Source organism: Pseudomonas sp. C9-3 (assembly GCF_032392015.1).
GTDB lineage: Bacteria > Pseudomonadota > Gammaproteobacteria > Pseudomonadales > Pseudomonadaceae > Pseudomonas > Pseudomonas nitroreducens.
Genome location: NZ_CP135919.1, coordinates 3,553,517 through 3,565,962, shown reverse-complemented (window position 1 = coordinate 3,565,962; position 12,446 = coordinate 3,553,517). Strand labels below are relative to the sequence as shown.

General features: G+C 66.4%; 11 protein-coding genes. 6 read left to right on the top strand and 5 right to left on the bottom strand.

Features of this window, described 5'->3' with window-relative positions:
* Positions 1 to 29 precede the first annotated feature (29 nt).
* From RS899_RS16085 to RS899_RS16065, 5 genes are all read left to right on the top strand, one after another.
* Positions 30 to 947 (top strand): AAA family ATPase, encoded by a 918-nt coding sequence (locus RS899_RS16085; RefSeq protein WP_315807561.1) that lies wholly within the window; start codon positions 30 to 32, stop codon positions 945 to 947.
* A 10-nt stretch (positions 948 to 957) separates the two neighbouring features.
* The gene (locus RS899_RS16080; protein ID WP_315807560.1) at positions 958 to 1,914 is read left to right on the top strand and encodes a DUF58 domain-containing protein; all 957 of its coding nucleotides are present in this window, start codon (positions 958 to 960) and stop codon (positions 1,912 to 1,914) included.
* Entirely contained in the window at positions 1,895 to 3,922 is a 2,028-nt protein-coding gene (locus RS899_RS16075) for a DUF3488 and transglutaminase-like domain-containing protein (RefSeq protein WP_315807559.1), read from the top strand. The genes RS899_RS16080 and RS899_RS16075 overlap by 20 nt, the downstream gene beginning before the upstream one ends.
* A gap of 69 nt (positions 3,923 to 3,991) precedes the next feature.
* Positions 3,992 to 4,762: a CHAD domain-containing protein gene (locus tag RS899_RS16070; protein WP_054909704.1), complete on the top strand. Its 771-nt coding sequence runs from the start codon at positions 3,992 to 3,994 to the stop codon at positions 4,760 to 4,762.
* Positions 4,763 to 4,874: 112 nt separating this feature from the next.
* Positions 4,875 to 5,675: an acyl-CoA thioesterase gene (locus tag RS899_RS16065; RefSeq protein WP_315807558.1), complete on the top strand. Its 801-nt coding sequence runs from the start codon at positions 4,875 to 4,877 to the stop codon at positions 5,673 to 5,675.
* 10 nt (positions 5,676 to 5,685) lie between these two features.
* Here the strand turns inward: RS899_RS16065 and RS899_RS16060 are convergent, their stop codons facing one another.
* The 5 genes from RS899_RS16060 to RS899_RS16040 all read right to left on the bottom strand — a co-directional run bounded on the left by RS899_RS16060 (position 5,686) and on the right by RS899_RS16040 (position 10,748).
* The gene (locus RS899_RS16060) at positions 5,686 to 7,263 is read right to left on the bottom strand and encodes a GGDEF domain-containing protein (RefSeq protein WP_409978085.1); all 1,578 of its coding nucleotides are present in this window, start codon (positions 7,261 to 7,263) and stop codon (positions 5,686 to 5,688) included.
* On the bottom strand, positions 7,263 to 7,667 hold the full coding sequence (locus RS899_RS16055; protein WP_315807556.1) for a molybdopterin-dependent oxidoreductase: 405 nt from the start codon (positions 7,665 to 7,667) through the stop codon (positions 7,263 to 7,265). Before RS899_RS16055 ends, RS899_RS16060 begins: the two co-directional genes overlap by 1 nt.
* A 189-nt stretch (positions 7,668 to 7,856) precedes the next feature.
* A complete protein-coding gene (locus RS899_RS16050; RefSeq protein WP_054909702.1) occupies positions 7,857 to 8,216 on the bottom strand; it encodes an Mpo1-like protein in 360 nt (119 codons plus the stop codon).
* Positions 8,217 to 8,331: 115 nt separating this feature from the next.
* Positions 8,332 to 9,810, bottom strand: a complete 1,479-nt coding sequence (locus tag RS899_RS16045; RefSeq protein WP_233297954.1) for a methyl-accepting chemotaxis protein — start codon at positions 9,808 to 9,810, stop codon at positions 8,332 to 8,334.
* A gap of 137 nt (positions 9,811 to 9,947) precedes the next feature.
* The gene (locus RS899_RS16040) at positions 9,948 to 10,748 is read right to left on the bottom strand and encodes a TatD family hydrolase (protein ID WP_315807555.1); all 801 of its coding nucleotides are present in this window, start codon (positions 10,746 to 10,748) and stop codon (positions 9,948 to 9,950) included.
* 224 nt (positions 10,749 to 10,972) lie between these two features.
* On the opposite strand from RS899_RS16040, the gene RS899_RS16035 reads away from it, so the two are divergent.
* The gene (locus RS899_RS16035) at positions 10,973 to 12,397 is read left to right on the top strand and encodes a transglycosylase SLT domain-containing protein (RefSeq protein WP_315807554.1); all 1,425 of its coding nucleotides are present in this window, start codon (positions 10,973 to 10,975) and stop codon (positions 12,395 to 12,397) included.
* Positions 12,398 to 12,446: the final 49 nt, after the last annotated feature.

Here is a 12,446-nt window from a genome sequence, read left to right as displayed (position 1 = left end):
TCGGAGTTTTCCTAGATTGTGAGGTCAGGATGCGCGCCAAGCTGGAGAATTGTCTGAAGGCAGTTGACGAAGTCCTGCTCGGCAAGGATGTTCAGGTAAGGCTGGCGCTGACCTGCCTGCTGGCGCGCGGTCACCTTCTCATCGAAGACTTGCCCGGCATGGGCAAGACCACCCTCAGCCATGCCCTGGCGCGTGTGCTGGGCCTGGGGTTCCAGCGTATCCAGTTCACTTCCGACCTGTTGCCCGGCGACGTGCTGGGCACTTCGGTATTCGACAAGGACAGCGGGCAGTTCGTCTTCCATCCCGGGCCGATCTTCTCCGAGCTGGTGCTGGCCGACGAGATCAACCGCGCCACCCCCAAGAGCCAGAGCGCGCTGCTCGAGGCGATGGAGGAGGGGCAGGTGACCATCGAGGGCGCAACCCGGCCGCTGCCCGAACCCTTCTTCGTCATCGCCACGCAGAACCCGGTGACCCAGGGCGGCACCTTTGCGCTGCCCGAATCCCAGCTCGACCGCTTCCTCATGCGCCTGTCCCTGGGTTACCCCGGCCGCGCCGCCGAGAAGGCGTTGTTGCTGGGCGAAGCTCGCCGCGACCTGCTGCCGCGCCTGGAGCCGATGCTCGACCCGCAGGAACTGCAGGCGCTGCAGGGCGAGGTGCTGGCGGTACGCGCCAGCGATGCGCTGGTGGACTACGTGCTGCGCCTGGTGGAAGCCACGCGCACCCAGCCGGCCTTTGCCCTGGGCCTGTCACCGCGGGGCAGCCTGGCGCTGCTGGCAGCGGCCCGCGCCTGGGCGTTGCTGGCCGGGCGCGACTACGTGATCCCGGAGGACGTACAGGCCGTGCTGCCCTCGGTGGCCGGCCACCGCCTGCGCGACCAGGCCGACCCGGCCGGGCATGGCGGCGGTGCGTTGGTGCAGTGGTTGTTGCGCGAAGTTCCGGCTCTCTGAGGGGCACGCCATGCTCGTTAGGGTCAGGCCGCTGTGGCAAAGCTGGATAGCCCGGCGCATACCGCCGTCTCCTTCGCTGCAACTCAACCAGCGCCGCATCTTCATCATCCCCACTCGGCAGGGCCTGGCGTTCGGCGTCGCGCTGTTGCTGATGCTGCTGACCGCGATCAACTACCAGAACAGCCTGGCTTATGGCCTGACCTTCCTCCTGCTGTCGCTGTTCATCGTCGCCATCCTCCATACCTACCGCAACCTGGGCGGCCTGCGTCTGTCGGCGCTCGGCGCGCAGCCAGTGTTCGTCGGCGAGCAGGCAGCTTTCCGGGTGCGCCTGGAAGGCGAAGGGCGCAACCGGCAGGCCATCGGCCTGGGGTGGGAAGCCGAGCGCATGCAGTTCGCCGATGTTACGGCGGACCACGCCGAAGAGTTGCTGCTGAGCGTGCCAGCCGAGCGCCGTGGCTGGTTGCGCCCTGGTCGCCTGCGGGTGGAGAGCCGCTTCCCGCTGGGCTTGCTGGTCGCCTGGAGCTGGGTTGACCTGGACCAGTCGGTGCTGGTCTACCCGCATCCGCAGCCCGGCGACCTGCCACTGGAAAGCGGGGCGGCGGAGAGCGACGAGGAAGGCGTGCGGCCCAGCGGGCGCGGCGTCGATGATTACCAGGGCCTGCGGCCCTACCAGCCGGGCGATTCGCGCCGGCGCTTGCACTGGAAGGCCTACTCCCGTGGCCAGGGCCTGCTGGTGAAGGATTTCTCTGCGCTGGCCGGGCGCAATGTCTGGCTGGAGTTCGACGGACTCGGTGGTGATGTCGAGGGCCGTTTGTCTCGGCTGTGTCACTGGGTGCTGGAGTTGTCGCAGCGCCAGGAGCCGTTCGGCCTGCGCATGCCCGAAAAGGAGGTGCCGGTGGGCATCGGCGACGGCCATCGCGAGGCCTGCCTGCGCGCATTGGCACTCTATGGGGGCGCTCGTGAGTAACGTCACTGCAACCTCCGCTCAGCCGATTCCGCGGGTGGCACTGACCTGGCTGCTGGTGGCGCAGGCGGTGGTGATCCTTCCGCATCTGGAGCACCTGCCGGTCTGGATCGTCGGACTCTGGCTGGGTTGTGCCTTTTGGCGCATCCAGGTTTTCCGTATGCGTGCCAACTACCCCAATGCGCTGGCCAGGCTGGCGCTGGTCGTGGTGGCGGGGCTCGGCGTGTGGTTCTCTCGCGGCTCGCTGATCGGCCTGGAAGCCGGTGTGGTGCTGATGATCGCAGCCTTCGTGATCAAGCTGGTGGAGTTGCGCACGCGCCGCGATGGCTGGGTGCTGATCCTGCTCGGATTCTTCGCCGTCACCACCAGCTACCTGTTCCAGGACGATCTGATGGCCGCGGCTTTCAGTCTGTTGCCGGTCGTGGCCCTTCTGGCGGCGGCCATCGGGCTGCAGCAGAGCGGCTTCGCCCATCGTCCTCTGTCGACACTGAGACTGGCCGGAGGCCTGCTATTGCAGGCCTTGCCACTGATGCTGTTGCTGTTCGTGCTGTTCCCGCGCATGGGGCCGCTGTGGTCGCTGCCTTTGCCCGGTGACAAGGCGTTCACCGGCCTGACCGATTCGATGATGCCAGGCGACATGGTGCAGCTCACCCAGTCTCCGGCGCTGGCGTTCCGCGTCAGTTTTGACGGAGTGGCTCCGCCACCTTCGGAACTGTATTGGCGTGCGATGACTCTGGAGCGCTTCGACGGCGAGCGCTGGACGATGGTCAGTCGGCGTGGTGAGGCCCTGCCGCAGTGGCGCCGGCAGGGCGAACCGCTGCAATACCAGATCGTCATGGAGCCGACAGGGCGCTCCTGGTTGTTTGGGCTGGACGTGGCCAATAGCGATCAGGGCAACGTCGAGCTGACCAGCGACTTTCATCTCGAACGCCGCACTTCGGTGCATCAGAGCCTGCTGTATGGCGTCACATCCTGGCCGCGTGCGCTGCTGGAACCGGATGATGGTCGCCGCGCCCAGGGCCTGAATCTCGGCCTTCCCGCTGCCGGTAACGAGCGGGCACGGGCCTGGGCGCAGCAATTGCGTCAGCAGTATCCACGGGCACCGGACCTAGTGATGGCTGTCCTGCGCCACTTCCGCGAGGAGCCATTTCGCTACACGCTTCGCCCACCGGCGACCGGCTCGCAGCGTATCGATGGCTTCCTGTTCGACACTCGTGCCGGGTTCTGCGAGCACTATGCCGGAGCCACGGCCTTCATCCTGCGTGCTGCCGGAATTCCCGCGCGAGTCGTGGCGGGGTATCAGGGCGGGGAGCTCAATGCGGCCGGCAACTATCTGCTGGTCCATCAGTTCGATGCCCATGCCTGGGTCGAGTACTGGCAGGCTGGCGCCGGCTGGACGCGCGTCGACCCGACCGCCGCCGTGTCGCCCGAGCGCATCGAGGAAGGGTTGGAGCAAGCCATGAGCGGAGAAGGCAGCTTCCTGCAAGGAGACCTGTTCTCCCCACTGCGCTATCGCAATATTCCTTTGGTCAACCAGTTGCGCCTTGCCTGGGACAACATCAATTACGGGTGGCAACGCTGGGTGCTCGGCTATCAGGCTGATCAGCAGGGCGACCTGCTGCGTCGGTGGTTTGGCAGCCTCGATATACGCTGGGTCGCCGTCGTTCTGGTGGGCGGCGGCGCGCTGTTGCTGGCTTTGCTTGCGCTGGTGCTGTTCAAGCCCTGGCGGCGTTCCACTGATCTGCAGTTGCAGAGCTTCCAGCGTTTCGAAAGGATGCTCGCGCCCCTGGGGGTGCACCGCCAGCCGGGGGAGGGCGCGCGGGACTTCTGCCGGCGCGCGAGCAAAGTCCTCCCGGCCCATGCCCAGGCGATCCGCAGCTACCTGGAAGCCTTCGAAGCGCAGCGCTATGGCGGAGCTGCCACGGCACCGGCCGAATTGCGCGCGCACCTGGCGCGCCTGCGTCGCGAACTGCCCTGGCGCTTATGGTCGGCGCGCAGAAACGGAACGTGACATCGCGGCCCTTGCCGCTGTGCTGGCGGGGGCTAACCTGATATTTCACCCTCTGGCGTGGAGCCTGCCGTGACCTCCTTCTGCGATTACCTGGTAAGCCATCTGATCGAGCAGGAGGTCGCGCTGTTCTCCGCGTCCTCCCGCCTGAAGGCCGAGTCCGATCCCGAAGCGCTGCACGACCTGCGCATCGCCGTGCGCCGGCTGCGCAGCCTGCTGCACCCGGTGCGGGGCATGCCGGGTATCGACGAACTGGAGCAGGCGTTGGGCGACATGGGCCGGCTCAGCGGCCCGTTGCGTGATCTCGAAGTGCTGCTGCCGGTGCTTGAGGCTGAAGGCTACGAGCGCGCGGCTGCGCTGCGGCGCCCGGCGCTGATCTCCGGCTACGCCACGCTGCTTGCCAGTCCGCAGTGGGAGCGCCTGATGATGCGTCTGGATGGCTGGCCGCAGTTGTGGCGCACCTCCGAGCGCCACGGCGTGCTCAAGGGGCTGCACGGCAAGGTGGAGAAGCGCCTGGCGAGGGAGTGGCAGAAGCTTCGCGAGGCCTTGAAGGACCCGACCCACGACCGCCATCGCCTGCGCCTGCTGATCAAGCGGGTGCGCTATTCGCTGGAGGCCTATCCGAAGGAGTCCGCCGTGCCGCAGCGGCTGCTGGCGCCGCTGAAGGACGCACAGTCGGCGCTGGGCGACTGGCATGACTACGAGCAGTGGCTGATCCGCAGCGAGCGTGAGCTGGACCTGATGCCCTTGCAGCCGCACTGGAACGCCCGCCACGACCTCGCCGAGCGCCTCGCCGACGAGAGCCTGGAGGCCCTGCAGAAAGCGCTGCATAGGGCTCATTGATGACAGGGCATTTCCTGCAAGGGACAAGGCTTTGGATGGTTTGCCGGGGCTGCCGGTGCCCCTAAGATCGCAACCAGTTGCCATTTTCCAGAAGCCTCAGGGAAGTCCGATCATGTCCTTCAGCGAAATGCTCCGGGCGGTGCGTGCCGCACCGCTGTCCATTGTCATCCCCGCCACTTGGGCGCAGGGCCGCGCGAGTTTCGGCGGCCTGGTGGCGGCGCTGGCCTACGAGGCCATGGCGGCGGCGGCCGAGGCCGGACGACCGGTGCGTTCGCTGGCGATCACTTTCGTCGGCCCCATCGAGGTGGAAGTGCCGGTGAGCTTCGAGGCCGAAGTGCTGCGGGAGGGCAAGTCGGTCAGCCAGGTATTCTGCCGCGCGGTGCAGAACGGGCAGGTGGTGCTGCTGGCGCAAGGCAGCTTCGGTGTGGGGCGTGAATCCACTGTGCAGATGGAGGGCTTGCCGCCGCCGGTGTTCAAGGCCATCGAGGACTGCCAGGAGCTGCCGTACATTCGCAAGTTGATGCCGGCCTTCACCCAGAATATCGCCATGCGCTGGGCGGTCGGGCACATGCCGTTCTCGGCCAGTCGCGAGCGCGAGATGGGTGGCTGGATGCGCTTCCGTGGCGACGACGTCGGCGAGGAGCCGATGGAGATCAGCCACCTGCTGGCGCTGATCGACGCCTGGCCGCCGGCCAACCTGCCGCACCTGAAATCGCCAGCACCTTCCAGCTCGCTGACCTGGACCGTGGAGTTCGTCCAGCCGCTGCCCTCGATGCCCGCGAATGGCTGGTGCCAGTATCTGGCGACCATCGAGCATGCCCGCGACGGTTACGGGCACATCGCCGCCCAGACCTGGTCAGCCGATGGCCAGCTCCTGGCGATCGGCCGGCAGACGGTGACCATCTTCGGTTAGGGCTGCCCCGCTAAGTGCCGGGTGCGGTCTCGGTACGATTGCGGCCGCCGGCCTTGGCCCGGTAGAGCGCCCGGTCGGCGCGGGCGAGCAGGTCTTCCAGGCGCAGTTCGCCTTCGCGTCGCGCCGCCACGCCGATACTCAGGGTGAGGCGCACGCGGCTGCCGTCTTCGCTGGTGAAGGACAGCGCCTGCACGCTGTTGCGCACCCGCTCGGCGACTTGCAGCGCCTGAGGCAGGTCGGTTTCGGGAAGGATCGCGGCGAACTCCTCGCCACCCAGGCGGCCAAGCAGGTCCACTTCGCGCAGTCCCTGCGTCAGCTCCTTCGCCACGGCTTGAAGCACGGCATCGCCGAAGGCGTGGCCGTGGGTATCGTTGATCGGCTTGAAGAAGTCGATGTCCAGCATCAGCGCCGAGCACTGGCGGTCGTAGCGCTGTGCGCTCTTGAGCAGGGCGACGCCACGTTTGACGAAGGCATGGCGGTTCTGCAGGCCGGTCAGCGGGTCGGTGGTGGCCAGCAGGCGCAGTTCCTGCTCCATGGTCTTGCGCTGGTTGATGTCGAAGCTCCACACCAGCGAGGCCGGCCGGCCGTCTATTTCCAGCTTCCGTGCCCAGACGATGGCCCAGTAGGCCGGGTTGCCCGCCAGGCGGGTTTCCCAACTGTCGAGTTGGCCGTTGTCAGCCAGGGACTGGCGGAAGCGGGCTTCCTCGTCGGGATCGTCGAACAGCCGATGCAGGGTGAAGGGCTCGTGCGGGCGGATGCCGGTGCGCTGCAACAGGCGCGGGCTGACGTAATGGGCGCGGGAGTCTTCGTCGCTGAGCAGTGCTACGTCGCTGGGGCTGGTGTCGAGGATGTAGCGCAGCAGCGACTTGCGCTCGCTCAATTCCTGGGTGCGCTGTTCGACGCGTTGCTCCAGCGACTGGTTGAGGTCGTGCAGGCGCTGGGTGAGCAGGAGCTTGCGCCGCGAGTTGGCGATCACCCGCAAGGCCAGCAGCACACTGCACAAGCCGAGGCCGAAAAGCACCCAGGCCAGCAGGTTGAAGGCGCGCTGCAGATCCAGGCGCTCGGCGTCCATGTAATTGGTCAGGGCGATATTGGTGACTACCACCAGTTCGTGCGTGGGTTCGAGCAGGGGCGGCAGCTCGCGCAGCATCTCGCCGGCCAGCAGCTTCGCGGCCTGTGGCTTACCCCAGGGAGCGCGCTTGAGCCAGGCGTCACTCAGGCGCTGGATATTTTCCAGGGTCGCCTGCACTTCCGGGCGAGGCACGACCAGGTAGCCATAGACCGGTGTAGTGCGCAGCGGCGGCAGGAGGCTGGCGAGCACTTCGACGCGCGTTGCCAAGGCATCGCTGTCGCTCTCTCCGGCGAGTACCTGCCGGGCGCTGTTCAACGAGCGCTCCAGCTCGGCCCGCAGCTGGTAGGCCTGCCACAGCTCGCTGTGGGCGGCGGGATGGGCCAGCTGGCGGACATGCTGGTGCACCATCAGCAGTGCAGCGCCGGCGCCGGCGGTCAGCGCCGCAATCAGGCCGCTGAGGATGATGACGGTCAGGCGGCGATAGCGCCGCCTGGGAAGTTGCGGGGGCACGGCGATCACTCCAGGGTAATGCGGCTTACCTGCCAGACGGTGCGGTTGAAATAGACCTGGGTCCGCAACTCCGGGTGATCGAGCATCGGGTAGATGACGAACAGCGGGCCGCGCTCGGCGATACCGATGGATTGGCCGTCGCGGCGGTAGGCGAGGATCGGGTCGAAGGTGTCCAGGTCGCTCAGTGGAATCAGCGCGGAGTAGTCGTTGAGTGCCTCGACTCGTAGGCGCTGGGCGTCGCCTCGCTCGAAGCCGGCGAGCAGGGTGCTCAGGCGCACGCCTTGCCAGTCATGGACCTGGGTTTCGTCCGGGAGCATCGAGCGACGCTCGCTCTGCGGCAGCGCTTCAAGCTCGCGCAGGCTGAAGTGGCGCTGGAGTTGCGGCTGGCCCTTCACTGCAATGGTCAGCACGGTGCGCTCGGCCGCCGGTTGCGGGGCTGAGAGCACGGTCGTGACAATAAACAGGCAGGTAAAAATGCCAATAAAATGGCGAAAAGCCGACATCTCAACAGCTCGTGACGAAATCTCGACGATTATATCGGCGAACCTGCCTGGTACTTGAATGGCCGGAATGCCGCGCCCTGCTGTTTTATGGTCGGCTCAGTGCCGGCGATTGCGCCAGGCGCGCCACCAGGCGCCGCTCAAAACAAAGCGCGGGAAGGTGACGAACTGCTCGACCAGCAGACGGCTGACGGCGTCCTTGCGGTCCGTAAAGGGTTCGGGCGCCTGCTCTTCAAGCTTGTGCCCGCGGCCCTGGATGGCCAGCGAGGCGACCATGCCGATCACGCCCAGCAGGATCGCCGACAGGCTCAGGCCGAACAGCCCGCTGAGCAGGGTCAGGGCGCCGAGGATGAACAGCGGCACGGCGATGATGTGCAGCGCCAGGTTGGTCGGGTTGCGATGGTTGGCGGCGTAGCCCTGCCACTGCCAGGCGAGGAGGTTGGGATGACGTTTGCCCATGTGGGTGCTCCCGAGACTGAAAAGCCCGCCTGGACGCAGGCGGGCGGAATATCAGCAGTCTAGGTGCTGCCCCGAAGCCCGCGCCAATGGGCGCAGGCTATGCAGGCGATAGGGATTACAGGCGCAACTGGCGGATGGCGCGGCTGAGCTCGCCGGCGAGGTCCGCCAACTGGTGGCTGGTGCCGGCCGAGTCCACGGTCTGCTGCACGGTGTGCTCGGTAACGTCGCGGATGCCGACGACCGAGCGGGTCATTTCCTCGGCGACCTGGCTCTGCTGCTCGGCGGCCACGGCGATCTGGGTGTTGCTCTCGCGCATCAGCGCCACCGCCGAAGCGATCGCCGCCAGGGCTTCGCCGGCTTCACGGGCTTCCTCGACGCAGCCATCGGCCTTGATCGAGCTTTCCTGCATGAATTCCACGGCGTCGCGGGTGCCGGACTGCAGCGCATTGATCATCTGGGTGATCTCGTCGGTGGAGTCCTGCACGCGCTTGGCGAGGTTGCGCACTTCGTCGGCCACCACGGCGAAACCGCGACCCATCTCGCCGGCGCGGGCGGCCTCGATGGCGGCATTGAGAGCCAGCAGGTTGGTTTGTTCGGCGATCCCGTGGATCACGCTGACCACGCTGCTGATCTTGTGACTGTCCTGGGCCAGTTGCTGGATCATCTCGGCGGTCTGCTGCACGCCCTGGGACAACCCGGCGATGGACTGGCCAACACGGCCGACGACCTGCTGGCCATTGCCGGCGAGGCGATCGGCCTCCTGCGACTGGTCACGGGTATCGGCGGCGTGCTGGGCGATGTGGTGGACGGTGGTGGACATCTCGTTGATGGCGGTGGCGGCCTGATCGGTCTCGCTCTGCTGGCCGAGCATGCCCTGGCGCACCTGGCCCATGCTGTTGGCAAGGCTGCGCGCGCCTTCGTCGAGGCGCCCGGCGGCCTGGGCAACGGTGCCGACCACGCGCTGGTAGCCGGCCTGCATGGCGTTGAAGGCAGTGGCCATCTGGCCGACTTCGTCGCGGCTTTCCAGCGGCACGCGGGCGGATAGGTCGCCGCTCTTTTCCACGTGCAGCATCACGTCGCGCAGGGTCAGCAGGTGCGTGAGGATGAAGCGGATCAGCAATTGCGAGGCGGCCAGCAGGGCCAGCATCAGCACCAGTACGGCGCCGGCGAAGGGCAGGGCGCGGTCCTCGAAGACGCTCCAGAAGTCGGCGCCGGGGGCGAGCACGGCGACGCGCTGGCCGTTGCCGATGTCCTGCACGTAGGCGCCGGCCAGCGCGCCGTTGCGGTTCTGCGCACCCTGCAGGTCCACCCAGCCGCTGGCGCGGGCGAGGGCCGAGCTGTCAACACCGGCGATCTGCGGTGCGCTGCCGCTGGCGAAGCTGACGAGGTTCGGCGAAGTCGGCAGTGCCGAGCCCGCCGGCCAGCCCTTGAGCATCTGGGCCTGGGCTTCGGCACCCTGGCGTGCCTGCTGGTTGCGCCCATCGAGCTCCTGGTGCATGGCGAACAGCACCAGCAGCAGGGTGGTGACGAAGGCGACCGCGTTGACGGCCCAGAATTTGTACTTGAGGGAAATATCGCGGATCCAGGCGGCCATAGATGTCTTCTTGTCGGTCGAATAGTGGCAGGGCGCCATTATTGTCGTGAAAAGGGATGAAGGTGGCCATTGATGGGAATCAAGCCACCTTCCGCTCCCGACTTATCGGCCGAGGAAGGGCATTCTTGAGAGCCGGTTCAAATTTCCGGGAGGTCAAAGAAGCGCCGCGCACACTCGGTGGTATGGGCAGCGACGCGCTCTGCGCTCTCGCCACGGTGCTGGGCCACGCAGGTCAGCACTTCGGGCAGGTAGGCCGGCTGGTTCCGGCCGTTCTTGGGCTTGGGCCGCAGCGTACGCGGCAACAGATAAGGTGCGTCGCTTTCCAGCATCAGCCGGCCTTCGGGAATTTCCCGCACCAGCTCCTGCAGATGGGTGCCGCGGCGCTCGTCGCAGATCCAGCCGGTAATGCCGATGTGCAGGTCGAGGTCGAGGTAGGAATAAAGTGTGCGGCGCTCGCCGGTGAAGCAATGCACCACGGCCGCAGGGAGCCGGTCGCGGAAGTCCTTGAGGATCGCCAGCAGGCGCTCTCCGGCATCGCGCTCGTGGATGAACACCGGCAGTTGCAGTTCCACGGCGAGGCCCAGTTGTTCTTCGAAAGCCTTTTCCTGCTGCGGGCGCGGCGAAAAGTCGCGGTTGAAGTCCAGGCCGCATTCGCCCACGGCCTTTACCCGGTCCTCCGCCAGCAGGCCGCGCAGCGCCCTGGCGCTGCCGCTGTCCCAGTGGCTGGCTTCATGGGGATGGACACCGGCAGTGCAGTAGAGGCGCTGTTCTTCGTCCAGTTCCCGGCACAGCTCCAGGGCCTGTTCGCTGTCGGACAGGCTGGTCCCGGTGAGCACCATCTGGGCGACGCCGGCCTCGATCGCGCGAGCGAGGACCGCTTCACGTTCCGGCTCGAAGCTGGGATGGGTGAGGTTGACGCCGATGTCGATCAGTTGCATTTTTGTTCCCTTTGTCTGGATGCGGAGCATAGCAAAACGCTCTTTCCAGACGAAAATTCTTAAAAAACAACAGGTTGCGGATTGTTCCGAAGATATATCGGAAGTTTCGGGTTGGTAATGAGCCCCTCCTGTGAGAATCTTGCGCGCCCTTGGCGGTCGGGAACCCCCGACCGAAACCGCACTCTAATCGGCCCGCCGCCGAGTGCGAGCCCCTGGAGAGCTGGATGACCCGACTGTTGTTGCTACTGCTGTGCCTCGTGGCCCTGACGCCACTGCCGGCGGCCGCGCGCCTGACGGCCCAGCCGGAAAACTGGGAGCAGGAAAACACCGACGCCCGCGACCTTGCCACGATCCGCTCCGGCGGCACCCTGCGGGTTCTGGTCAACCAGAGCCGCAACAGCTCCGGCGAGATCAAAGGCGAACCCATTGGCATCGAATACCGTCGCCTGCGCGCCTTCGAGCAATACCTCAACGACAGTGCCCCAGGGCGCAAGCCGCTCACCATCAAGTTCATTCCCAAGGCCAAGGATCAATTGCTCGGCGCGCTGCAGCGCGGTGAAGGCGATCTGGTCGCGCCCGGGGAAGTCCTGCTGGCCCGCGATGGCCAGAACGTCAGCCCCAGCCTGCCGTGGAAGGCCGACGTGCCGCTGGTGCTGGTGACCAAGCAGGGCAACCGCAAGTTCGTACGCCTGGAGCAGTTGGCCGGCCGCACCATCACCCTGCCAGCCGGCAGCGCCGCCGGCGAGGCCGTGCGCAAGGTCAACGAGCGCCTGGCGCAGAAGCGCATGGCGCCGCTGGTGCTGGAGTGGACCGATTCCTCCCTGGCGGTGGAAGACGTGCTGGAGATGGTCCAGGCCGGCATCTTCAATTACACCGTGGTCGAGCAGCCCATCGCCGAACGCTGGAGCAAGGTCTTCACCAAGCTGCGCGTCGATCGTCATCTGGTGCTGGACAACAGCGAGCCGATGGCCTGGTACGTACGTCGTGACGCGCCAATGCTGCGCGCCAGCGTCAACCGCTTCCTCAAGGACTATCGCGCCCCGGCGGACCAGGACGCGGCCTTCCAGCGCCTGTACCGCCGCGCCTACCAGGTGCGTAACCCGCTGCTCGTTCCCGACCGCAAGCGCCTGGAAGCCGTGCGCCCGACCCTGCAACGCTATGGTGAGCAGAGCAAGGTCGACTGGCTGGCCCTGGCCGCCGTGGGCTTCAAGGAGTCCAACCTGAATGCCGGCGCGCGCGGCGCCGGCGGCGCCACCGGGCTGATGCAGATCACCCCGGCGGCGGCCCGCGCCGTGGGCGTGGATACCGTGCACCAGAAGGAGAACAACGTGCAGGCAGCCAGCCGTTACATGGCCATGCTGCGCAAGCGCTTCTTCTCCAGCCCGCGCATCAATGAACGGGACCGCATGGCCTTCGTTCTGGCTGCCTACAATGCCGGTCCCGAGCGGGTGCAAAGCCTGCGTGCGGAGGCCAAGCGCCAGGGCCTGAACCCCAACCAGTGGTTCTTCCAGGTCGAGCGCGTGGCGGCCGAGCAGTTGGGCATGGGCGTGGTGAACTACGTCAGTAGCGTCAACAAGTACTATCTTGCATATCAGCGGGAACGTGATGGCCTCGAGCCACGTGAGAGCGTGGCGGCAATCAAGAGGTAATCAGTTTATTCGATAATTATCAGCGCGATTTTGCGCTTTTGATATCGTA

Coding starts and splice junctions, on each gene's coding strand:
- RS899_RS16085 (WP_315807561.1), top strand. CDS start 30: ATGCGCGCCAAGCTGGAGAATTGTCTGAAGGCAGTTGACGAAGTCCTG.
- RS899_RS16080 (WP_315807560.1), top strand. CDS start 958: ATGCTCGTTAGGGTCAGGCCGCTGTGGCAAAGCTGGATAGCCCGGCGC.
- RS899_RS16075 (WP_315807559.1), top strand. CDS start 1,895: ATGGGGGCGCTCGTGAGTAACGTCACTGCAACCTCCGCTCAGCCGATT.
- RS899_RS16065 (WP_315807558.1), top strand. CDS start 4,875: ATGTCCTTCAGCGAAATGCTCCGGGCGGTGCGTGCCGCACCGCTGTCC.
- RS899_RS16050 (WP_054909702.1), bottom strand. CDS start 8,216: ATGGGCAAACGTCATCCCAACCTCCTCGCCTGGCAGTGGCAGGGCTAC.
- RS899_RS16045 (WP_233297954.1), bottom strand. CDS start 9,810: ATGGCCGCCTGGATCCGCGATATTTCCCTCAAGTACAAATTCTGGGCC.
- RS899_RS16040 (WP_315807555.1), bottom strand. CDS start 10,748: ATGCAACTGATCGACATCGGCGTCAACCTCACCCATCCCAGCTTCGAG.
- RS899_RS16035 (WP_315807554.1), top strand. CDS start 10,973: ATGACCCGACTGTTGTTGCTACTGCTGTGCCTCGTGGCCCTGACGCCA.